A 22,033-nucleotide genomic window follows, 5' to 3' on the forward strand; every position below is an offset into this window, starting at 1 on the left:
TACGGCGCGGCGTACGGGTCGGCGTACGGCGCGGCGTACGGGTCGGCGTACGGCGCGGCGTACGGGTCGGCGTACGGCGCGGCGTACGGGTCGGCGTACGGCGCGGCGTACGGGTCGGCCCGGCCCTGCGGCGCCGGGCCGGCGGGGACGCCCGCTCCCGGAAGCTCCGCGACCGTCCGCTGGTCAGGGAGCGACGGCGGCACCGCCGGCGCCCCCGTCCCGGCCGCCTCCCCCTTGTCCAGCCGTATCTTCGGAGTCTCCGGCGCCTCGTCAGCCATCCCGCGATGTCCCCTCTCCCCGACCGCGTGCCGCCGTCATGCTACGGCTCGGTCCGTTCGAACGCGGGTCCGGCCTACGATGACCTCGCATCACCGATCAGCCGATCACCGCGTCGGGCCCCACGGCCGTACCCCGCCGTAGGCGGCCCGCGCCGTTCCGGGGAGGAACCCTTGACCGACCGCCACACCGACCCCGCCGTCCTGCGCGACACGCAGGACGCGCCCGACGTGCAGGACGCGCGCGACGTGCACGCCTTCATCGCAGGCCTGCCCAAGGCCGAACTGCACGTCCACCACGTCGGCTCCGCCTCCCCCCGCATCGTCTCGGAGCTGGCCGCACGGCACCCCGACTCGAAGGTCCCGACCGACCCCGAGGCGCTGACCGACTACTTCACGTTCACGGACTTCGCCCACTTCATCGAGGTCTACCTGTCGGTGGTGGACCTGATCCGTACCCCCGAGGACGTACGGCTGCTCACCTACGAGGTGGCCCGCGACCTGGCCCGCCAGCAGGTGCGCTACGCCGAGCTGACGATCACTCCGTTCTCGTCCACCCGGCGCGGGATCGACGAGCGGGCCTTCATGGACGCGATCGAGGACGCGCGCAAGGCGGCGGAGACCGAGTTCGGCACGGTCCTGCGCTGGTGCTTCGACATCCCCGGGGAGGCGGGTCTGGAGGCCGCGGAGGAGACGGCACGGCTGGCGACCGACGACCGGATCCGCCCGGAGGGCCTGGTGTCGTTCGGGCTCGGCGGCCCCGAGATCGGGGTGCCCCGTCCGCAGTTCAAGCCGTACTTCGACCGGGCGATCGCGGCCGGCCTGCGCTCCGTCCCGCACGCGGGCGAGACCACCGGCCCCGGCACCGTCTGGGACGCGCTGACCCACCTGCGCGCCGAACGGATCGGCCACGGCACCAGCTCCGCGCAGGACCCGAAGCTCCTCGCCCACCTCGCCGAGCACCGGATCGCGTTGGAGGTGTGCCCGACCTCCAACATCGCCACTCGCGCGGTCCGCACCCTCGAAGAGCACCCGATCAGGGCCTTCGTGGACGCCGGTGTCCTGGTCACGGTCAACTCCGACGACCCGCCGATGTTCGGCACGGACCTCAACGGCGAGTACGCCGTCGCCGCCCGCCTCCTCGGCCTCGACGAGCGCGGCGTCGCGGACCTCGCGAAGAACGCGGTGGAGGCGTCCTTCCTGGACCCGACGGGCATGTCGCGGATCTCGGCCGAGATCGACGCCTACACCAAGGCGTGGCTCGCCCCCTGACGGACCCCGGCGAAACCTGACGGAACCTGGCGGACCCCGGTGGAACCTGACGAACCCTGATCGGCCCCTGACGCTCCCCCGCGCAGCCCTGACACCATGGGCCCATGCAGACAGTGACCGCCGTGGCGCACCGCGGCGACCCCTACCGCTTCCGCGAGAACACGCTCGACTCCCTGCGTTCCGCGCTCCGCCGGGGCGCGGACGCGGTGGAGATCGACGTACGGCTCACCCGTGACGGCGTTCCCGTCCTCCTGCACGACGACACGCTCAAGCGGCTGTGGGGGCACGACCGCCCGCTGCACGCCCTGTCGGCGGACGAGGTCCGCGGCCTCACCGCGGGCGGCGTCCCGACCCTCGCCGAGGCGCTGGCAGCGACGGAGGGCGGCCGGGTGATGATCGACCTGCCCGGAGAGCCGGGCGAGCGGGCGGTGGCGCGGATCGTGGCGGTGGCCCGGGAGTGCGACGCGACGGACCGCGTCTACTACACCGGGGACGCCGTCGCGATGCTGGCGGTCCGGGCGGCCGACCCGTCCGCCGAGATCGCCCTGACCCGCAAGACCCTGGCGCCGACCCGCCCCGTGCTGCTGGACGCGATCCGCCCCCGCTTCCTCAACTACCGCTTCAGCCTGCTCGACCGCGCGCTGGCCGAGCACGTCCACCACAGCGGCCACCTGGTCTCGTGCTGGACCCCGGACACCCGCCGCTCGATGCGGCGGCTGCTCGATCTCGGCGTCGACTCGATCACCACGAACAGGGTGGACGTGCTCAACGCGGTGCGCGGTTACACGACGGACGTCTGAGGCACCGTCACCGGATCACTCGGCGCCTGCCGCGTCACGCACTGCGGCACCGGCGCCGAGTCCGGGCCGTCGTCCCGTACCAGGCCGTACCGGATGGCGCCGTGGCGTACCCCACCGAGCCGGCGCGGGCAGACCCCCTCTCCCGGAGCGCCGATGCCAGGCGTACCATCTGAACGAAACTGTTTCGTTCAGGAGAACGGACCTCCGCATGGAGAAGACAGGCATGGTCTCCGTACTCGTCGTCCACGACCAATCCCTCCAGCGCCTCGCCCTGCGGACGCTCCTTGCCGCCGAGCCCGGCCTGACGGTCGTCGGGGAGGCGGCGGACGGGGACGAGGCGATCCGTGCGAGCGCCGCGCTCCGCCCCGACGTCGTCCTGATGGACAGCCAGCTGTCCCGGGCGGACGCCCTCGACACCATCCGGCACATCGCCCGCCCGGCCGCCGGGCCCCGGACCCGCACCCCGGCCGTCGCTCCCGCCTTCACCGGCGAGGCGGCGGCCGCCTCCCGGATCCTGATGCTGACCGCGCCGGAGCAGGAGGCGGACGCCTGGGCGGCCCTGCGGGCGGGCGCCGGGGGCTTTCTGCTCAACGACGCCGACCCGGCCGAACTGATCGCGGCCATCCGCGTGGTGGCCGCCGGCGACGCGGTCATCACCCCCGGACTGACCCGCGCGCTCATCGACGCCGTCCGCCAGCACGACACCGTCCGCCCCCTCCCCCGCGCCTCGGGGCCGGGCGCCCTCACCGGGCGCGAGCGTGACGTCCTGATCGCCGTGGCCGCCGGCTGGACCAACGCCGAGATCGCGCAGTGGCTCCACATCGCCCCGACCACCGTGAAGACCCATGTCAGCAACGTCCTCGCGAAGATCGGCGCCCGGGCCCGGGTGCAGGCGGTGACCTTCGCCTACGAGTCGGGGCTGATCCGGCCGGCAGCCTGAGGGGGACGACGCGGGTGGAACGTGAAGGCCCGAGCGGCGCCGTCCGGAAAATGATGGCCCCGATGACGGGAAAATGATGGATTCGGGGGCTTCACCTGACCCTCGCGCGAACCTAGCGTTGCGAGCACGCCGACGGCCTGGCCGCCCGCCGTGCGAGACCGGCCGGCGACGCCACGCCGGGCACGGTGGCGCTCACGCGGCCGAGGCCATGACGGCCGTACCGGGCGACGCCCCCACTGGACCCATCGAAAGGCCACGGCATGACCACCCCGCAGCTGAACCGGATCGCCGGCGCGCCCATCTCCTGGGGCGTGTGTGAAGTGCCCGGCTGGGGCTACCAGTTGACGCCCGAGCGGGTACTGAAGGAGATGCGTGAGGTCGGCCTGGCCGCCACCGAGTTCGGCCCCGAGGGCTTCCTGCCCGCCGCCCCGGAGGCGATGGCCCGGGTCCTCGCCGACCACGACCTGCACGCCGTCGGCGGCTTCACCCCGCTGCTGCTGCACGTGCCCGGCCACGACCCGCTGCCCGAGGCCGAGCAGCTCCTGGCGGGCTACACCGCATCGAACGCCGAGGTCCTCGTCCTCTCCGCCATCACCGGCCAGGACGGCTACGACTCCCGGCCCGAACTGGACGCGGACGGCTGGAAGCTGCTCCTGTCCAACCTCGACCGGCTGACCGCGCTGGCCGCCGAGCGCGGAGTGCGCGCGGTGCTGCATCCGCACGTCGGCACCATGATCGAGAACGGCGACGAGGTCCGCCGGGTCCTGGAGCACTCCTCGATCTCCCTCTGCCTCGACACCGGCCACCTGCTCATCGGCGGCACCGACCCCGCCGAGCTGACCCGGCAGGCCCCCGAGCGGATCGCCCACACCCACATGAAGGACGTGGACGCCGCTCTCGCCGCCCGGGTCCAGTCCGGCCGCCTCACCTACACCGAGGCCGTGCGCGCCGGCATGTACCGCCCGCTGGGCGCGGGCGACGTGGACGTCCAGGCGATCGTGACGCACCTCAGCAGCCACGGGTACGACGGCTGGTACGTCCTGGAGCAGGACACCATCCTCACCGAGGAACCCGCGGAGAAGGGCCCGGTCGACGACGTGTGGGCCAGCGCCGAGCACCTGCGTTCGGTACTGCGGGCCACCGCGTAGCCCACCGGGGCACCGCCGAGACGGGCGCAGCGGGGACGACGGGGGCGGCGACGGCGACGGCGACGGCGACGGGCACAACGGGGCGACCCGACCGCCGCCGCCCGCCCGCCCGCCGCAGCCCACCGAGGCGCCGCCCTTGGCCCCTCGGCCTGCCCCGACCCGTCGGCGGTACCGGCGAGCCGCCCGTCAGCCCTGGGTGCCGAAGACGTTCTGGTCCCAGTCGATGACCGAGCCGGTCACCACCCCACTGCGGTCGGACAGCAGGAAGACGACGAAGTCGGCGATCTCCTCGACCTGGCCGAGCCTGCCCATGGGCAGCGACGCGGCGGCCCGGTCCCGCCAGTCGTCACCCGCGCCGTGGAAGGCGCGCTGGACGGCGTCCTCACCCTCGGTGTCCGTCCAGCCGATGTTGAGGCCGTTGATCCGGATCCGGTCCCAGCGGTGCGCATGGGCCGCGTTCCGGGTCAGCCCGGCGAGACCGGCCTTGGCCGCGGAGTACGGCGCCAGGAACGGCGGCCCGCCGTGGGCGCAGTTCGAGATGATGTTGACGACGGCGCCCGGCGCCTTGCGGGCGACCATGTCGGCCACCGCCGCCTGCATCGAGAAGAACGGCGCCCGCAGGTTGACCGCGATGTGCTGGTCGAACAGCTCCGGCGTGGTGTCCAGGAGCGAGCCGCGGGAGGTCAGTCCCGCCGCGTTGACCAGGCAGTCGATCCGGCCGTGCGCGTCCACGGTGCGTTCGACGCCGGCGCGCGCCTGGGCCGGGTCGGCGAGGTCGGCCCGTACGAAGAGCGCGCCGGTCTCGGCGGCGAGCCGCTCGCCGGTCTCGGCTCGGCGGCCGGTGAGGACGACGGTCGCGCCCTCCTTCACCGCCGCCCGCACCACGCCGGCGCCGACGCCCTGGCTGCCGCCGTTGACCAGGACGACCTTGTCCTGAAGAAGTGCCATGAGTGGGGTGTCTCCCTTCCGGCCGGGCCGGCGCCCGGCGCCTGCGACTCCGTCATTCAAACCGACCCCGCCCGCCCACCGCCCGACGTCCGCCGACCGCCCGACGTCCGCCACATGCCGCGCGCCACACAACCCCTACGGCAACGGGACCGCCCTGTTCACCGGTTCCGGTGAGGCCGCCCGCCGCTTCCAGCGGAGGATCAAGGTCGGCATGATCGGCATGATCGGCATCAACGTCCCGGTGCCGGTCCCCATGTCGTACTGCTCCTTCGGCGGCTGGAAGGACTCCCTCGCGGCGACTCCCCATCCACGGCCCCGAGGGCATCCGCTTCCACACCCGCCCCAAGGTCGTCACCACCCGCTGGCCGCAGCCCGCCCAGGAGCTCACCGCGGGGTTCACCTTCCCCACCTCCAGTGAGTGACTGCTCGTGCGACCGCGTCGCGTACGTCGGCGTGAGACGGGGTCGGCCGGCCCTGTTCGGCGGCGCGTTCGGCCAGGGAGGTCATCCGAACGCCTGGCAGGGCACAGGCAGTGAAGGTGGTGTAGACACTCAGGTCGGGGTCGACGTCGAGGGCGAAGCCGTGACTGAGACGCTCCCGCTGATGCGCATGCCGATCGAGGCGAGTTTGCGGTGATCGGGGGTCCACACGCCCACCAGACTCTCCGACCCCAGCGGCGTCTCCCGGCGGACCGCTGGAAAACCGAGACTGTCCAGGGCATCGATGAGCGCGCGCTCGACACGGCGGATCAGCCCACGGGGACCGAGCTCGCGCACGCTGAGCACGAGATAGCCGATGAGCTGGCCGGGACCGTGATAGGTGGCATCTCCGCCGCGGTCTGTCTGCACCAGGGCGATGGGCGAGGCCGCATCGGGCAGTTGACGGGTCGGCGTGCGGGTGGTGTAGATGACCACCGCGGGATGCGTGCGGAGTACGACCGGACGGACAGCACGGCGTCACCGGAGTTGCTCCGGCACCTCCTCGCCGCCGCGCTGGTACACATCGACCGGCTGCCGTGCAGCGACGAGCACGATGATCCGCCGGGCGGCCGGGAGGTGTACGTCCGGTTCCGTGCCGAGCTCGAGCGGTCCTACGCCACCACCCGCCGCGCCGCGGACTACGCCGACCGTCTGGGCTATACCGTCAGAACCTTGAGCCGCGCCTGCATGGCCGCTACCGGACAGCCCGTCAAGCGGGTCATCGATCAGCGCGTCGCCCTGGAGGTCCGGCGGCTGCTCGCACACACCGACGAGCCCGTGTCAACGATCGCCCGACACCTCGGCTTTCCCGAATCCACCAATTTCAGCAAGTTCTTCACCCGGCACACAGGTTCGACTCCTGGTGCCTTCCGCGAGCCCTTCCACTCTGACAGTCCTCACTCCACGGTGGGGCCCTGATTGCCGCTGTCGCCTTTTAACCCCGCGGAGTCTCCTTTCTACCTTGTCGCCGCGTTCCGGCGGGGAAAGGGTTGAACGCGGTCAAGACGATCACGCGACGGCACGGCTCCAAGTGGAGGATTCAGGATCGGTGCGGAGAACGGCTAGGAGATGTTCACGGAGTATCGCTCGATGCGGACGCGTGAATCACCGAGCCGGCCGCCGTGCCCGAATCCAGGCCCTGCCGTCCCGTCGCCCCTTGCAAGGAGCCAAAGTTGAGCACGCTGTCCTTCAAGATTCTGGACCTGGACTTCCCGGCCGGCAGCAAGAACAAGACCGCCACCCTCGTCACCGGCGAGCACGAGGCCCTCCTCGTCGACGCCGCCTTCACCCGCGCCGACGGCCACCGCCTGGCCGCCGAGATCCTCGACTCCGGCAAGAAGCTCACCACCGTCTTCGTCTCCCACGCCGACCCCGACTTCTACTTCGGCGCCGAGGTCATCGCCGACGCCTTCCCCGAGGCGAAATTCTTCGCCACCCCCCTCGTCATCGAGCACATCGCCCACTCCTACGAGGGCAAGCTGAAGGCCTGGGCGGCCCTCGGGGCGAATCTGCCCACGCGTCTGGTCGACCTGGAGCCGCTGACCGGTGACCTCACCCTGGAGGGCCACCGGTTCGAGCTGAAGGGCGGCCCGGTCGGCCTGCCCGACCGGCACTACCTGTGGCAGGACGAGCACCGCGCCCTGCTCGGTGGCGTCCTGCTCTTCCAGCAGGAGCACGTCTGGGTGGCCGACACCCCCACCCCCGGCGACCGCGCGACCTGGATCGACCTACTCGACCAGATGACCGCCCTCGACCCGCAGTTCGTCGTCCCCGGCCATCGCCTGCCCGGCGCTCCCGCCGACGCCTCCGCCATCACCGCCACCCGCGACTACCTCCTCGCCTTCGAGGAGGAACTGGGCAGGGCCGCCGACGGGACCGCGCTCAACGACGCCCTGGTCAAGCGCTTTCCCGACCACGGCATGCTGATCGCTGCGCAGATCGGCTCGAAGGTCGCCAAGGGCGAGATGAAGTGGGGCTGAGCATGGGTGACTTCGTCACCTCCAGCGCACCCGCCGACGTCGTACGGCGCCAGTACCTGGCCTCCGCAGCCGGCGACCTGACAGCCCTGCGGGGCACTCTCGCCCCCGACGTGGAGTGGACGGAGATGGCCGGCTTCCCGCTCGCCGGCACCTACCGCACCCCCGAGGGCGTGACCTCCAACGTCATGGAGAAGCTCTCGGCCTGCTGCTGGCAGCGCTGGTGACCGCGGTCCGTGTTCAGCCCTCCACCACCAGCCGCGCCCTCCTGGAACATGCCGCCCCGGGCCCCCTGGTCCCGTCCCTGGCGCCATGCACGCCCCCGCCGTCAAGAGTTCGCGCGAATACATCTTGCAGATCGACAGGGGAGCCGGCACTGAGGTGACGGCAGAGTGAGAAGGAAGAGACATATGCAATACGTGAAGCTCGGGTCGACCGGATTGGAGGTTTCCCGAATCTGCCTGGGGTGCATGAGTTTCGGTCTTCCCGGCAGTGGCGCCCATACGTGGACCCTCGACGAGGATGCCTCCCGGTCCCTGATTCGACGGGCACTCGACGCCGGCATCACCTTTTTCGACACCGCCAACGCCTACTCGGGAGGTACCAGCGAGGAGATCGTTGGCCGGGCGCTGGGCGAATACGCTCGTCGTGACGAGATCGTCCTGGCGACCAAGGTGTATGCCCCGATGCGGCCGGGCCCCAACGGCGCAGGCTTGTCGCGGAAGGCGATCATGACTGAGATCGACCACAGTCTGCGCCGCCTGGGCACTGATTACGTCGACCTTTACCAGATTCACCGTTTCGACCCTACGACTCCGGTCGAGGAGACGATGGAGGCCCTGCATGACGTGGTCAAGGCGGGCAAGGCCCGCTACATCGGGGCGAGTTCGATGTACGCCTGGCAGTTCTCCAAGACCCAGTACACGGCGCGGGTGAACGGCTGGACACGCTTTGTCTCCATGCAGAATCACTACAACCTCCTCTACCGCGAAGAGGAGCGCGAGATGCTCCCGTTGTGTACGGACCAGGGAGTCGGCGTCATGCCGTGGAGTCCGCTGGCCCGCGGACGTCTGACCCGGGACTGGGACGAGGCAACCGAGCGCAGCCGCTCCGACGAGTTCGGCAGGAAGCTGTACGAGGAGGGGGACAGGGAGATCGTCGAGGCGGTTGCCGCGGTTGCTGCCGAACGAGGGCTTCCCCGCGCCCAGGTCGCTCTGGCCTGGCTGCTGCACCAGGATCCCGTCACCGCGCCCATCGTCGGAGTCACCAAGCCGCACCACATCGATGACGCGGTCGCGGCGGTCGAGATCCGGCTCGCCGGCAAGGAGATCGAGGCGCTCCAGCAGCCCTACCGCCCGCACGGCATCAGCGGTCACTGAACCAGCACGTATGGTCAGGGCCCACAACACCACGTTCACCACGACGCTGACGGCCGGACGGGGGGCCGGCACGGCGCTGGAAGTCTTCATCGCCGGCGAGTCCCGTCCGGCGGGCCGCACCCGGTCGACGTCGGCGCGCTCAGGCACGGGCGTGAGCTGAAGGGCTTCCAGCAGGTGCTGCACACAGCACGGCAGGTCCGTGCTGACGGCCACGACTGGGCGAGCACCGTCAAGATCGTCGCCTCCCGAGCCGGTACCTCCCATCCACACCGGCTTCCTTGCCATGGTCGGCCGCGACGCGGACCCGACGACAGAACATCCACCTTCACCACCCCGCACCAGGAGAACCATCCTCATGTCCCGCCGATACCTGCTCACCGTCCTCGCGGCCTCAGCCGCCCTGCTGACCACCACGGCGAACGCCACCGCAGCCACCCAGCCTCTCTCCAGTCCCCGTATTGCGGCCCACTTCACGCTGTCCGCCGGGCAGCAGCCCGAGAACATCACCGTGGGCGGGGACGGTTCCGCCTACCTCACGTTCTCCTTCGCCCGGCAGATCGTCCGTGTCACCCCGTCCGGACGGATCCACGTGCTGGCCACCCTCCCGGCTCCCGCCAAGGCCAACACCCCCAACCTGGGCAAGGCGTTCGTCGGCGGCATCGCCCGCGCGGATGACGGCACCCTCTACGCCACCTACGCCACCGGCACCGCCGGCCTCACGGGCGTCTGGGCCGTGCCTCGCGGCGGCCGACCGCACCGCATCGCCGCCCTTCCCGCCGACGGACTGCCCAACGGCCTCGCCCTGGACCAGCACACCGGCCGCCTCTACGTCACCGACTCCGTGCACGGCGTCGTCTACCGCCTCCCCGCCCGCGGCGGCAAGGCCGTCGTGTGGGCCAAGGGCAAAGCCCTGGAGCCCAGTTCGTTCGCCGGCGCCAACGGCCTCAAGCTCCACAACGGCGCCGTCTGGGCCACCAACCTCGACAAGGGCACCGTCCTGCGCATCCCCCTCACCGCCCGGGGCACCGCGGGCCCCATCCAGGTCCGCGCCACCGGCATGCCCTCCATCGACGACTTCGCCTTCACCGGCCACGGCGACACCCTCCTCGCCGCCCGCGACGACAACCAGGTCGACCTCGTCCGCCCCGACGGCACCCACACCCCCGTCCTCACCGCCGCCGACGGCCTGCAGACCCCCACCTCCGTCGCCGTCCACGACCACACGGTGTACATCCCCAGCGCCGCCTACCTCACGAACAAGGACCCCAACCTCCTCCGCGCCCACCTCGACCGCTGAAACCGCCAAGAAGACACCCCTCCCCCCATCCGGTGGCACCCACCAAACGGACGCCACCGGCACGGGCAGAACCGACAGAAATCCGGCCGCATGTCCAGGCCTCGCGACCGCACACCTCCCTGCGGGTGGCGGCTCGCCGGTTCCTCGGGCCAAGTGGCCTTCCGAAACACCCGGCCGCCGCAAGTCGGCGGTGTCATGGCGCAGAAGACGGATCCGGGTGGCCACCCGAGGGTCTTTTCATCAGCTGGAAGGTGTGCTCAAGGAGCAAGCCGTACTGCTCAGCCACGCCACCACGACCTGCCCGGTCTTCCCGGCTGGCGACCAACGGGCCGACCCGGCCGGTGGAGCGCCTCGGTTTCTCATTGCCAAGAGGTAGTCGTGACAGCAATCGAAGGCGCTATCGCCTTGTCACCGGAGGTGGCCGGGGTATCGGCACAATGCTGGTCGAGGAGCTGTACGGGCGTGGAGCAAGGTCTACGCCACGGCCCGTGACCCGCGCACGGTGAGGCACCCCGATGCCGTTCCGCTTGCCCTTGAGGTCACCGACCCCGCATCAGTTACTCACAAACCCCCGTCGCTGAGCCAGGCTGGCGAAAAGGTCATCGAACCGGGCCGCGTACTCCTCCAACGAACCCGGCGCGGGCGGACACAGACGGCTGGCGGAGAACCACTGGTAATCGCGCGGAAGGACGGATGCGGTTCCTGCCCTGGTGCACCGGCTCACTGGCTCAGCGGGTCGGGGGCGTCCCTCCAGGGTCGGCAGAAGGTAAGGAAGCAGCCCGCCGCGGCCAGCGCCAGGCCGAGGACCGATACGGCCATGGCGAGGGCGGCGGACCGACCGCCGAGGCCCGTCAGGGCCGGCGCGAGGGCACCCATGAGGAATTGGGTGGTACCCACCAGTGCGGAGGCGCTGCCCGCCGCGTGCGGGGCCCGCTGGAGGCAGAGCGCCGTGGTGGTGGGCAGGATCATGCCGACGGGACAGGCGGTGAGGAAGAGGGCGGCAGCGATCCAGGGCAGGCCCGCGTGCGTGGCCGTGACCATGAGGACCAGAGCGGTGCCGGCAGCACCGAGCACGGCCAGGCCCGCTGCGAGGATGCGGTGTGAGGGGAAGCGGCCGAGGAGCAGCTTGCCGTTGAGCTGACCTGTTGTGACCATGCCGATCGAGTTAAGGGCGAAGAGCAGGCTGTAGTTCTGCGGGGAGGCGCCGTAGATCTCCTGGAGGGTGAAGGAGGAACCGGCGATGTAGGCGAACAGGGCGGCGAAGCCGAGGCTGCCGGTGAGCAGGTACCCGGTGAAGGGGCTGTCACGGAGCAGACCGCGCATGGTGCGCAGCGTGGTGGCCAGTCCGCTGGGTCGGCGCCGGGAGTTGGGCAGAGTCTCGGTCAGCAGGCTGGTGGTAGCGGCCAGGACGGCCAGGCCCAGCAGGGTAAGGGCGGCGAAGACGCCGCGCCAGGAGGTCAGGCGCAGCAACTGGGCGCCGAGCACGGGGGCGAGGATCGGTGCCGTGCCGGAGACCAGCATCAGTGAGGACAGCAGGCGGGCGGCGGCGAGTCCCTCGTAGAGGTCGCGGACGACGGCCCGGGCGATGACGATGCCCGCGGCGCCGGCCAGGCCCTGGACCAGGCGCATGCCGATGAGCACCGCCGGGCTCGGGGCGAGTGCGCACACGGCGCCTGCTGTGACGTACACGGTCAGCCCGATCAGAAGGGGCCCTCGTCGGCCGACGGTGTCACTGAGCGGTCCGATGATCAGCTGTCCCAGGGCGATCCCGAGCATGAAGGCGGTCAAGGTGAGCTGGGTGACGGCCTGTGAGATGTGCAGGTCGGAACTGACCTGCGGAAGGGCTGGCAGGTAGAGGTCGATGGTGAGCGGACCGAGGGCGGTCAGGGAGCCCAGGATCAGGACGAGGGCGGGGCGACGGGGGCTGTGGTCGGGAGTCGGGGGACGGGGCGAGGCGTCTGTTTCGGCGCTGGTCGGTGGTGTGTCGGGCATGTCGGTTCCAGGGCTGGGTGGGGCGGATCCGGTGCCGTGGGCACGGGGGGTGTGGTCGTGGTGGCCTGGATGTGCTGCACGGCTGCCCGGTGGCCGAGCGTGGGGCGTGCGCCGGATTTCTGTCAGTTCTGCCCGTGCCGGTGGCGTCCGTTTGGTGGGTGCCACCGGCTGGGGGGAGGGGTGTCTTCTTGGCGGTTTCAGCGGTCGAGGTGGGCGCGGAGGAGGTCGGGGTCTTTGTTCGTGAGGTAGGCGGCGCTGGGGATGTACACCGCCGCCGCGAGGCACGGCCCTGACGCCCGTGAGGCCGGCGGTGCCGGGCACGGTGGCCGTGTCCTCTTGGCGAGCGGTCCTGCCGAGTCGTCACCTGACGGGGACACGCACCACGTTGAAGGGAAGCTGCGGTTCGGCGATCTGGAACTGGAAGTTGACGATCAGCAGGTCGTGGCCGTCGAAGGCGGCCGTGGACGGGCTGTGCATGCCGTGGTCGTGGAGGGTCCGAACGACCCTGGCCCGGGTGAAGTCGTCGCTCAGCTTCAGGATGCTGATCTGTCCCTCGGGGTGGTCCTGCTCGGTGACGGCGTAGAGCGTGTTGCCATGCAGCAGCATGCCGTCACCGGAGACGCCTTGTGCGCCGCAGAGGTCGATCGGAACGACCGCGTGGGTGTGGATGTCGATCCGGTAGAAGGCGTAGTCGTTGTAGTCGGAGAGCAAGACATAGCGGCCGTTCTCCGTGACGACCAGGCCGTTGCCGTTGAAACCGGCGTTGTAGTCGATCGGGGAGTGGCTCAGGTCCGCGCCCACCTGCAGGGGCTGTCGGACGGCCTTGCTCTTCAGCTGCGCGGCGGTGATGCGCCACAGCGCCGGATGGGTGGAGTCGGAGATGTAGACGTCGCCGTTCGGGGCGAGGGCCACGTCGTTGAGGAAGCCGTCGGTGCGGCCAGTGTCGAACACGTGGAGCAGGTCGCGGGTACGGGTGTCGTAGACGAACACCTTGCCCGTGGCGCCGCCGGCGACGATGAGCCGGCCCGCGGGGTCGGTCTTCATGCCGGCGACGGAGGTGCGCCCGTCCTCACCACCCGGCACGAACACCTTGGTCTCCGGCTGGTGGACGTCACCGCGGTAGATGGTGCCGTCGGTGGTGCTGCCGACGTAGAAGTAGGGCGTGCCGTGCTGGCGGGCGATGCCCTCGGGGTAGGTCTTGCTGCCGGGAATCGTGTAGCTGGTGGGCAGCGCAGAGCGGTGGTGGGCCGCAGCCACGGCCGGTTTCCCGGTCGTATCGGCGGTGGCGAGGGCCGGGGCGGCCGCGCTCAGGACGAGGAGTGAGGCCACCGCGACGGCTGCGGTGCGCGGCTGACGAAGACGAGCTGAGTACATGACGGGTCTTCCTGCGTGGCGTGCGTCAGGGGTGGGATCGAGAAGCCAGCAGCCGGGGTCAGCGGTCGGCCGGGAACAGCGACCGGTTGGCGATGTCGATGATGAACGGGCCGACATGCGACGGGTATCGGTCCACGATCGCCTTCTTGTACGCCTCGCCGTCGTCGCCGAGCAGTTCGCGGGCATCGGCGAGGTAGCGGCGCACGTCCTCGTAGACCTCCGGGCCGGTGGGCAGACCGTGGCCGGCGAGGATCGTGTCGTAACCGGACTCCGCGGCCAGCGCGGCAACGGCCTGCTGCCAGCCGCTGATGTCGTTGTTGCCCAGGTAGAGGTGGACGTCGTTGTAGACGAGGTCCTGCGCGACCAGGACGCCCTGCTCGGGCAGCTTGACGAGGAGTTCGTCGGCGGCCTCACCGCCGGAGACGGCCTCGAAGACGAACGGGACGCCGTCGATGACCTCGGTGCCGGGGGTCAGCTCCACGGTCGGGACGAAGTCGGTGACCGGGATGACCTGGCCGGTGGGCAGTCGGCTGTCGCCGCGCGCGATGATCTGATCGCGCACCTCGGCAAGTGCCTGGACAGGGACGCCGAAGCGGGCGGCGCCGTTGTAGTGGTCCGGGTGGGCGTGGGTGACGATCAGCCGGTCCAGCGGCTTGCCGAGCCCCTTGGCGTAGGCGACCGCCTCGTCGGCGTAGGCGGGAAGCAGCTGGGCGTCGATCGCGATGATCCGTGCCGGGGTCTCGATCAGCTGGGTGGTGGTGTGGAAGGTGTCCGCCGGGGACATGTAGCTGTGGATCCGGACGGCGCCCTTGTCGAGGACCGTGACCGTGCCGTTCATGGATGCTCCTTGCGGTGAGGGCGGCCTTGCGCTGCCTTGACGCGTTCTACTCTCGCCGCGAAACCGCAGGCAGACGAGATAGGCTGGAGACCCGACATGGTGAATCGAGGACATTCAGGAGATCGTGATGATCCCGGCGGATCCTGCCGACGGCGACCCTTCCCAGGGCGGCGCCATCCCTCGGCTCGACTTCAACCCGCCTGAGGAACGGGTTCCCGGCTTCGAGATCATCGACCTGGCCACCCTGCACGAGCGGCGCCGGCGTCGGCGCAGTCGCCAGGACGCGGTGCACCGGGTCGACTTCCACACCCTCACCCTCATCACCGAGGGCAGCGGCGAACACGCCATCGACTTCGTGACCCATCCCCTGCGTCCGGGCACCCTGCTGTGGATCCGCCCCGGCCAGGTGCAGCGCTTCGTGCGACCGGGCACCGCGAACGGCACCCACCTGCTGTTCACACCCACCTTCCCGCCGCACACCAGCAGCGCCGACCGGCTGGTCAACGAGTGGTACGGGCCCGCGTGCCGGCAACTGGGAACCAGTCCCGAATACGCCGTGCTGTCCACGCTGCTGGGCCAGTTGCGGGCAGAGTACGACCGCCCGAAGGGGACCGCGTCGGCGGAGATCCTCCAACTCCTGCTGGCGACCGTGCTGTTGCAGGTCGACCGACTGCCCCACCCCGACGGCGGTGGCGACCCGCACGCCGGCGGCGAGGTCTACGCCCGCTTCCGCGTCGAATTGGAACGCTCCTATGCCACCACCCGCCGCGCCGCCGACTACGCCCACCGCCTCGGATACACCGTCAAGACCCTCACACGTGCCTGTACCGCCGCCACCGGGCAGCCCGTCAAACACGTCATCGACGGCCGCGTGGCCCTGGAAGCCAGGCGGCTGCTCGCCCACACCGACGAACCGGTGGCGACCATAGCCCGCCGCCTCGGCTTCCCCGAACCCACCAACTTTGGCAAGTTCTTCACCCGCCACACTGGCGTGACGCCGGGAGCCTTCCGTGAGGCCCACCAGGGCCGGCAGTGACCGGGTGATTCGGGACCGCGGCACCCCGCGCCACTGCAATCGCGTCTTGAAAGCCGACGTCACGCGCGCCTCCGAATCACCCGGCCTCCGAACGGTGACCGATCAGGCCGCCGGAGGGGTCTGTATAGCGAACGGTGGAACTCGGTCGGATTTGGTCAGCGTCGAGGTGAACGACACAGGCTGGACGATCGTCGCGGGCCAGACCGTGTTCACAGCGTCCGGAAGACCGGTCAGGCCGTCACAGACCAGCATCGGGACATCGGCCGCGCCGCGGTTCTTGATCTCGGTCAGTACCTGGAGCCAGTACTTTGCGCCTTCACCGCCGTCGCCGATCCACAGGCCCAGGATGTCCCGGTGGCCCTCGACGGTGACCGTCATGCCGGCCATCACGCTGTCGGTGATCGTGGAGATCATGGACTTGGAGATCTCCGCGTCGTCCACCCCGCCCGGACGCCGCTGGCGCTTCTTGACCAGTTGCGGCTCGAACGACCCGGCCCGTTCCCGCGGCACAGCGGTCTCGACCGGTCCCGACTCGGTGATCACCGTCTTGGAGCGGTGCCCGTTGCGGCTCTCCCGACCGCCCTCGGCCCGCTCACCGGGCCAGATGGTCGGTGAGCTCGCCCTCCAGCACGGACTCCAGCACCCGCTTCGTCAGCTGCTGCAGCAGGCCGCCCTCCCCGGTGAGCTTCACCCCACCGGCCTGGGCCCGGGCCACCAGCTCGGCGACCAGCCCGTCATCCACGGCGCTCGTCGCACCCACAGGAGCCTCCCCGGCCTCGATGTCACTCGTCACGTCAGTCATCAACTGTCGCTTCCAGCTTGGGAGTACACCGCTCACCGTACTGACCCAGTGGTCGTGGCGGTCGTCGCGGCGGCACAAGCGACGGACGGCAACTGGACCTGGGCCCAGACGGCCGCGCTGATCGTCCCGTGTATCGCTCCCTTGGGCGCCTACCTCACGTACGCCCTCGACCAGCGGGCCGTACGCAGGGAACGCCGCGCCAAGACCTTCGCCGAAGCTCTGACGGCGGTCGAAGAGTACTTGGAGATGCCGTACCGCATACGGCGTCGCCCCAAGTCCTCCTCCGCCGTACGACAACAGCTCACCGACGAAGTCAGCGGCCTACTGGCTCAGATGGCATTCCACCAGGCGTGGCTCCAGATCGAGGCATCGGCGGTCGCGGGGCCCTACACGCCGCTCGTGGCCACGGCCCGAGCGGAGGTGATGCGCCGCCACCTCGGAGAACGTTCGTGATCTCGGTGCCAACTGTCCCTCTTTTTGAGCTCGGGCCTACAGCCCGACGATGCCGTTCCAGCGCTTGGCGAACTCGACCCGTTCCGTGGACGTGATGTCCCGGGCGACGGCGAGCCGCTTGCGCATCGCCGCGTCGGGGAAGATCAGCGGGTTGCCGGCGAGGGCCGCGGTGTCCTTGTCCCTGGAGTCGGCGAGGACCCGCTGGGCGGCCGGGACGGGGCAGACGTAGTTGACCCAGGCGGCCAGCTCGGCGGCGACCTCCGGCTCGTAGTAGTAGTCGACGAGGCGTTCCGCGTTGGCCTTGTGGGCGGCGCGGTCCGGGATCATCAGGGAGTCGGACCACAGCTCCGCGCCCTCCTCGGGGACGACGAAGCGGATGTCGGGGTTGTCGGCCTGGAGCTGGATGACGTCGCCGGAGTAGGCCTGGCAGGCCAGGACGTCCCCGCTGACCAGGTCCTTGGTGTAGTCGTTGCCGGTGAAGCGGCGGATCTGGCCCCGGTCGACCTGCTGCTGCACCTCGTCGCAGACGTCGTGGAAGTCGTCGGCCGTCCACCGGGTGATGTCCACGCCGTTGCCCTGCATGAGCAGCGCGAACGCCTCGTCGAGGCCGGAGAGCAGGGTCACCCGGCCCCTGAGGTCGCTCGCCCACAGGTCCTTGACGTGCCGGATCTCGCGGCCCAGCTTCCTGCGGTTGTAGGCGATGCCGGTGATGCCGGACTGCCACGGCACGGTGGAGAGCCGGCCCGGGTCGAAGGCCGGTGAGCGCAGCAGGGGGTCCAGGTTCCGCGCGACGTTCGGCTGGTGGGCGCGGTCCATCTTCTGGACCCAGCCCAGGCGGACGAACCGCGCGCACATCCAGTCGCTCATGACGATCAGGTCCCGGCCGGTGGACTGGTGGTTCATCAGCGCCGGGCTGATCTTGCCGAAGAACTCGTCGTTGTCGTTGATCTCCTCGATGTAGTCGACGGAGATCCCGGTGCGCTTCCCGAACGCGTCGAGGGTGGGCCGCTTGTTCGGGTTGTCGTCGGCCACGTCGATGTACAGCGGCCAGTTCGCGAAGACCAGCCTGTGGTCCCTGGCGGACAGGTCGGTCACGGCGCGGTCGCCGGCCCTGACGTACGCGGCGGGCACCCCGCACCCGGCCAGCGCGCCGAGCGCGGCGGTGCCGCCGAGGGCGCGCAGCAGGGACCGACGGGTGAGCGCGGGCGTCCGGGACGTGGTCTGAGGCACACCTGAAGGATGTCGCGCCCGCCCGTCGCCGGGCAATCGACGCTGCGTCAAGCCGCCTGACGGGTACCCGACACCTTGTCGAGGCCGGGCAGCGCGGCGCCCCGGAAGGGGCGCGGGGAACTGCGCGACCAGCCCCCACGCACCCGCAGCCGACACACGACCTGACCCACGCCCTACGACCTACGCGTCCAGCGACGTCATCACGTGCTTGATCCGCGTGTAGTCCTCGAACCCGTACCCCGACAGGTCCTTGCCGTACCCGGACTTCTTGAAGCCGCCGTGCGGCATCTCCGCGACCAGCGGAATGTGCGTGTTGATCCACACGCAGCCGAAGTCCAGCTTCTTCGACATCCGCATCGCCCGCCCGTGGTCCTTGGTCCACACGGACGACGCGAGCGCGTACTCGACGCCGTTGGCCCACTCCACGGCCTGGTCCTCGTCCGTGAAGGACTGGACGGTGATGACCGGGCCGAAGACCTCGTTCTGGATGATCTCGTCGTCCTGCTTCAGCCCGGAGACGACGGTGGGCGCGTAGAAGTACCCCTTGTCGCCGACCCGCTGGCCGCCGGCCTCGACCTTGGCGTGGGCCGGGAGCCGCTCGATGAACCCGGAGACCTGCTTGAGCTGGTTCGGGTTGTTGAGCGGGCCGAACAGCACGTCCTCGTCGTCCGGGTGCCCGGTCTTCGTCTCGGCCGCGGCCTTCGCGAGCGCGGCCACGAACTCGTCGTGGATGGACGCCTGGACCAGGACCCGGGTCGCCGCCGTACAGTCCTGGCCGGCGTTGAAGAAGCCCGCCACGGAGATGTCCTCGACGGCCTTGGCGATGTCGGTGTCCTCGAAGACCACGACCGGCGCCTTGCCGCCCAGCTCCAGGTGCACCCGCTTGAGGTCCCTGGACGCGGACTCGGCGACCGACATGCCGGCCCGCACGGAACCGGTGATGGAGGCCATCGCGGGGGTCGGGTGCTCGACCATCAGGCGGCCGGTGTCACGGTCGCCGGTGATGACGTTGAAGACGCCCTTGGGGAGGATCTCCCCGACGATCTCGGCGATCAGGACCGTCGACGCCGGGGTGGTGTCCGACGGCTTCAGGACCACGGTGTTGCCCGCGGCGATCGCCGGGGCGAACTTCCACACGGCCATCATCATCGGGTAGTTCCACGGCGCGACCTGCGCGCAGACGCCGACCGGCTCACGGCGGACGATCGAGGTCATCCCCTCCATGTACTCACCGGCCGAGCGGCCCTCCAGCATCCGGGCCGCGCCGGCGAAGAACCGGATCTGGTCGACCATCGGCGGGATCTCCTCGGAGCGGGTGAGCCCGGTCGGCTTGCCGGTGTTCTCCACCTCCGCCGCGATGAGGTCCTCGGCCCGCTCCTCGAACGCGTCCGCGATCTTCAGCAGGGCCTTCTGCCGTTCGGCGGGGGTGGTGTCGCGCCAGCCCGGGAAGGCGGCGGCCGCGGCCGCCATCGCCGCGTCGACGTCGGCCTCACGGGACAGCGGGGCGGTCGCGTACGCCTCGCCGGTCGCGGGGTTGACCACCTCGGTGGTCCGCCCGTCGGCGGCGTCCCGGAACTCACCGTCGATGTAGTTGCGCAGACGACGCAGCTCGGTGCTCACTGCCGGCCCTCCAGGTTCGGGTGTCCATTCACTGAGACACCCACAGTAATCCGAGATCCCACGTTTTCAACACCCCCACCGGCGCCACGTCTGCGAAATCCGCAATCAACGACACCTCAGACAACGAATTTCATCGATACGGCCTTGCGGAACCGCCGAGACGTCGTGCACAGTGACCCCGTGGCCAGTCGAAGCGCAGACCAGAGGGACTCGTCCCGCGAGTCCAGGAACGGCACCGCGCAGTTGGACGCCGTCTCCCTCGCCATCATCCAGCAGCTCCAGGAGGACGGCCGCCGGCCGTACGCCGCGATCGGCAAGGCCGTCGGCCTGTCGGAGGCGGCCGTGCGCCAGCGCGTCCAGAAGCTGCTGGACCAGGGCGTCATGCAGATCGTCGCCGTCACGGACCCGCTCACCGTGGGCTTCCGTCGGCAGGCGATGGTCGGCATCAACGTCGAGGGCGATGTCGAGTCGATCGCGGACGCGCTGACCGGCATGTCGGAAGTCGAGTACGTGGTGATGACCGCGGGCTCGTTCGACATCCTCGCGGAGATCGTCTGCGAGGACGACGACCACCTGCTGGACGTCATCAACAAACGCATCCGGGCGCTGCCCGGCGTGCGCTCCACCGAGAGCTTCGTCTACCTGAAGCTGAAGAAGCAGACCTACATGTGGGGAACCCGATAACCGTGACCCAGAAGGACCTCAGCCGCACCGCGTACGACCACCTGTGGATGCACTTCACCCGCATGTCCTCGTACGAGAACTCGCCCGTCCCGACCATCGTCCGGGGCGAGGGCACCTACATCTACGACGACAAGGGCAAGCGCTACCTGGACGGTCTCGCGGGCCTGTTCGTGGTCCAGGCCGGTCACGGCCGCACGGAGCTCGCCGAGACCGCCTTCAAGCAGGCCCAGGAGCTGGCGTTCTTCCCGGTGTGGTCGTACGCCCACCCGAAGGCCGTGGAGCTGGCGGAGCGGCTGGCCGACCACGCGCCGGGCGACCTGAACAAGGTCTTCTTCACCACCGGCGGCGGCGAGGCCGTCGAGACCGCCTGGAAGCTGGCCAAGCAGTACTTCAAGCTGCAGGGCAAGCCGACCAAGTACAAGGTCATCTCCCGCGCGGTCGCCTACCACGGCACCCCGCAGGGCGCCCTGTCCATCACCGGCCTGCCGGCGCTAAAGGCCCCCTTCGAGCCGCTCGTGCCCGGTGCCCACAAGGTCCCGAACACCAACATCTACCGCGCCCCGATCCACGGCGACGACCCGGAGGCCTTCGGCCGCTGGGCCGCCGACCAGATCGAGCAGCAGATCCTCTTCGAGGGCCCCGACACGGTCGCCGCGGTCTTCCTGGAGCCGGTCCAGAACGCGGGCGGCTGCTTCCCGCCCCCGCCCGGCTACTTCCAGCGCGTGCGCGAGATCTGCGACCAGTACGACGTGCTGCTCGTCTCCGACGAGGTCATCTGCGCCTTCGGCCGCCTGGGCACCATGTTCGCCTGCGACAAGTTCGGCTACGTCCCGGACATGATCACCTGCGCCAAGGGCATGACCTCGGGCTACTCCCCGATCGGCGCGTGCATCGTCTCCGACCGCGTCGCCGAGCCGTTCTACCAGGGCGGCAACACCTTCCTGCACGGCTACACCTTCGGCGGCCACCCGGTCTCCGCGGCGGTCGGCCTCGCCAACCTCGACCTGTTCGAGCGCGAGAACCTCAACCAGCACGTCCTGGACAACGAGGGCGCCTTCCTCTCCACCCTGCAGAAGCTGCACGACCTGCCGATCGTCGGCGACGTCCGCGGCAACGGCTTCTTCTACGGCATCGAGCTGGTCAAGGACAAGGCGACGAAGGAGTCCTTCAACGAGGAGGAGACCGAGCGCGTCCTGTACGGCTTCCTCTCGAAGGCCCTTTTCGAGAACGGCCTGTACTGCCGTGCCGACGACCGCGGCGACCCGGTCGTCCAGCTCGCCCCGCCGCTGATCTCCAACCAGGAGACCTTCGACGAGATCGAGCAGATCCTGCGCGCCACCCTCACGGAGGCGTGGACCAAGCTCTGATCATCGGATCATCGGTCCGATCCGGCCCCGGCGCCGCCCGTTCGAGTGAGAACCGCGGCCCGGGGCCGCGCGCTGTCCGGGCTCCGGCCCCGGATCTGCCTAGCGTGCACGTGACCGATCGGC

General features: G+C 70.2%; 20 protein-coding genes and 6 pseudogenes. 15 read left to right on the forward strand and 11 right to left on the reverse strand.

The window, feature by feature from the left end:
- A pseudogene (locus AB0M11_RS30985) lies at positions 1–278 on the reverse strand (hypothetical protein); the annotation flags it as partial.
- Between the two features lie 201 nt (positions 279–479).
- Between AB0M11_RS30985 and AB0M11_RS30990 the strand changes: the two are divergent.
- The 4 genes from AB0M11_RS30990 (at position 480) to AB0M11_RS31005 (ending at position 4,435) form a co-directional block, all read left to right on the forward strand.
- Positions 480–1,547 (forward strand): adenosine deaminase, encoded by a 1,068-nt coding sequence (locus AB0M11_RS30990; protein ID WP_365711385.1) that lies wholly within the window; start codon positions 480–482, stop codon positions 1,545–1,547.
- A gap of 104 nt (positions 1,548–1,651) precedes the next feature.
- Positions 1,652–2,347 (forward strand): glycerophosphodiester phosphodiesterase, encoded by a 696-nt coding sequence (locus tag AB0M11_RS30995; protein WP_365711321.1) that lies wholly within the window; start codon positions 1,652–1,654, stop codon positions 2,345–2,347.
- Between the two features lie 223 nt (positions 2,348–2,570).
- Positions 2,571–3,287 (forward strand): response regulator transcription factor, encoded by a 717-nt coding sequence (locus AB0M11_RS31000; protein WP_365711387.1) that lies wholly within the window; start codon positions 2,571–2,573, stop codon positions 3,285–3,287.
- A gap of 260 nt (positions 3,288–3,547) precedes the next feature.
- Positions 3,548–4,435 carry a sugar phosphate isomerase/epimerase gene (locus AB0M11_RS31005; protein ID WP_365711323.1) on the forward strand — a complete coding sequence of 296 codons (888 nt, stop codon included), beginning with the start codon at positions 3,548–3,550 and terminating at the stop codon, positions 4,433–4,435.
- A 186-nt stretch (positions 4,436–4,621) separates the two neighbouring features.
- On the opposite strand, the gene AB0M11_RS31010 is transcribed toward AB0M11_RS31005, so the two are convergent.
- Positions 4,622–5,383: an SDR family oxidoreductase gene (locus tag AB0M11_RS31010; RefSeq protein WP_365711325.1), complete on the reverse strand. Its 762-nt coding sequence runs from the start codon at positions 5,381–5,383 to the stop codon at positions 4,622–4,624.
- A gap of 130 nt (positions 5,384–5,513) precedes the next feature.
- Between AB0M11_RS31010 and AB0M11_RS31015 the strand changes: the two are divergent.
- A pseudogene (locus AB0M11_RS31015) lies at positions 5,514–5,805 on the forward strand (aldehyde dehydrogenase family protein); the annotation flags it as partial.
- A gap of 129 nt (positions 5,806–5,934) precedes the next feature.
- Here the strand turns inward: AB0M11_RS31015 and AB0M11_RS31020 are convergent.
- Complete coding sequence (locus AB0M11_RS31020) at positions 5,935–6,297, reverse strand: hypothetical protein (RefSeq protein ID WP_365711327.1); 363 nt, start codon at positions 6,295–6,297, stop codon at positions 5,935–5,937.
- A gap of 6 nt (positions 6,298–6,303) precedes the next feature.
- On the opposite strand from AB0M11_RS31020, the pseudogene AB0M11_RS31025 reads away from it, so the two are divergent.
- The 6 genes and pseudogenes from AB0M11_RS31025 to AB0M11_RS31050 all read left to right on the forward strand — a co-directional run.
- Positions 6,304–6,780, forward strand: a pseudogene (locus tag AB0M11_RS31025) (helix-turn-helix transcriptional regulator); the annotation flags it as partial.
- Between the two features lie 254 nt (positions 6,781–7,034).
- A complete protein-coding gene (locus tag AB0M11_RS31030) occupies positions 7,035–7,841 on the forward strand; it encodes an MBL fold metallo-hydrolase (protein ID WP_365711329.1) in 807 nt (268 codons plus the stop codon).
- Between the two features lie 2 nt (positions 7,842–7,843).
- A pseudogene (locus AB0M11_RS31035) lies at positions 7,844–8,038 on the forward strand (DUF4440 domain-containing protein); the annotation flags it as partial.
- Between the two features lie 210 nt (positions 8,039–8,248).
- Positions 8,249–9,217, forward strand: coding sequence for an aldo/keto reductase (locus AB0M11_RS31040; RefSeq protein ID WP_365711331.1), 969 nt, complete (start codon positions 8,249–8,251; stop codon positions 9,215–9,217).
- Between the two features lie 355 nt (positions 9,218–9,572).
- Positions 9,573–10,514, forward strand: a complete 942-nt coding sequence (locus AB0M11_RS31045) for a hypothetical protein (protein ID WP_365711333.1) — start codon at positions 9,573–9,575, stop codon at positions 10,512–10,514.
- A gap of 378 nt (positions 10,515–10,892) precedes the next feature.
- A pseudogene (locus AB0M11_RS31050) lies at positions 10,893–11,073 on the forward strand (short-chain dehydrogenase); the annotation flags it as partial.
- Positions 11,074–11,234: 161 nt separating this feature from the next.
- On the opposite strand, the gene AB0M11_RS31055 reads toward AB0M11_RS31050, so the two are convergent.
- From AB0M11_RS31055 to AB0M11_RS31065, 3 genes are all read right to left on the reverse strand, one after another.
- Positions 11,235–12,506 (reverse strand): multidrug effflux MFS transporter, encoded by a 1,272-nt coding sequence (locus tag AB0M11_RS31055; RefSeq protein WP_365711335.1) that lies wholly within the window; start codon positions 12,504–12,506, stop codon positions 11,235–11,237.
- A gap of 360 nt (positions 12,507–12,866) precedes the next feature.
- The gene (locus tag AB0M11_RS31060; protein ID WP_365711337.1) at positions 12,867–13,880 is read right to left on the reverse strand and encodes a superoxide dismutase; all 1,014 of its coding nucleotides are present in this window, start codon (positions 13,878–13,880) and stop codon (positions 12,867–12,869) included.
- Between the two features lie 58 nt (positions 13,881–13,938).
- Complete coding sequence (locus AB0M11_RS31065) at positions 13,939–14,718, reverse strand: MBL fold metallo-hydrolase (RefSeq protein ID WP_365711339.1); 780 nt, start codon at positions 14,716–14,718, stop codon at positions 13,939–13,941.
- A 127-nt stretch (positions 14,719–14,845) separates the two neighbouring features.
- Between AB0M11_RS31065 and AB0M11_RS31070 the strand changes: the two genes are divergently transcribed.
- Positions 14,846–15,754 carry a helix-turn-helix transcriptional regulator gene (locus tag AB0M11_RS31070; RefSeq protein WP_365711341.1) on the forward strand — a complete coding sequence of 303 codons (909 nt, stop codon included), beginning with the start codon at positions 14,846–14,848 and terminating at the stop codon, positions 15,752–15,754.
- 102 nt (positions 15,755–15,856) lie between these two features.
- Here AB0M11_RS31070 and AB0M11_RS31075 read toward each other — a convergent pair whose 3' ends face one another.
- From AB0M11_RS31075 to AB0M11_RS31085, 3 genes and pseudogenes are all read right to left on the reverse strand, one after another.
- On the reverse strand, positions 15,857–16,168 hold the full coding sequence (locus AB0M11_RS31075; RefSeq protein ID WP_365711389.1) for a transposase: 312 nt from the start codon (positions 16,166–16,168) through the stop codon (positions 15,857–15,859).
- Positions 16,169–16,249: 81 nt separating this feature from the next.
- Positions 16,250–16,297, reverse strand: a pseudogene (locus AB0M11_RS31080) (hypothetical protein); the annotation flags it as partial.
- 49 nt (positions 16,298–16,346) lie between these two features.
- Complete coding sequence (locus tag AB0M11_RS31085; protein WP_365711343.1) at positions 16,347–16,556, reverse strand: hypothetical protein; 210 nt, start codon at positions 16,554–16,556, stop codon at positions 16,347–16,349.
- Between the two features lie 54 nt (positions 16,557–16,610).
- On the opposite strand from AB0M11_RS31085, the gene AB0M11_RS31090 reads away from it, so the two are divergent.
- Entirely contained in the window at positions 16,611–17,009 is a 399-nt protein-coding gene (locus AB0M11_RS31090; protein ID WP_365711345.1) for a hypothetical protein, read from the forward strand.
- Between the two features lie 36 nt (positions 17,010–17,045).
- Here AB0M11_RS31090 and AB0M11_RS31095 read toward each other — a convergent pair whose 3' ends face one another.
- Both AB0M11_RS31095 and AB0M11_RS31100 read right to left on the reverse strand, forming a co-directional pair.
- The gene (locus AB0M11_RS31095; RefSeq protein WP_365711347.1) at positions 17,046–18,239 is read right to left on the reverse strand and encodes an extracellular solute-binding protein; all 1,194 of its coding nucleotides are present in this window, start codon (positions 18,237–18,239) and stop codon (positions 17,046–17,048) included.
- Positions 18,240–18,419: 180 nt separating this feature from the next.
- Entirely contained in the window at positions 18,420–19,859 is a 1,440-nt protein-coding gene (locus AB0M11_RS31100) for a gamma-aminobutyraldehyde dehydrogenase (protein ID WP_365711349.1), read from the reverse strand.
- 165 nt (positions 19,860–20,024) lie between these two features.
- Between AB0M11_RS31100 and AB0M11_RS31105 the strand changes: the two genes are divergently transcribed.
- Both AB0M11_RS31105 and AB0M11_RS31110 read left to right on the forward strand, forming a co-directional pair.
- Positions 20,025–20,543 carry an Lrp/AsnC family transcriptional regulator gene (locus tag AB0M11_RS31105; RefSeq protein WP_365711351.1) on the forward strand — a complete coding sequence of 173 codons (519 nt, stop codon included), beginning with the start codon at positions 20,025–20,027 and terminating at the stop codon, positions 20,541–20,543.
- Between the two features lie 2 nt (positions 20,544–20,545).
- Complete coding sequence (locus AB0M11_RS31110; protein WP_365711353.1) at positions 20,546–21,910, forward strand: aspartate aminotransferase family protein; 1,365 nt, start codon at positions 20,546–20,548, stop codon at positions 21,908–21,910.
- Positions 21,911–22,033: the final 123 nt, after the last annotated feature.

This window comes from Streptomyces sp. NPDC051987, from assembly GCF_040680735.1.
Taxonomy (GTDB): Bacteria; Actinomycetota; Actinomycetes; order Streptomycetales; family Streptomycetaceae; genus Streptomyces.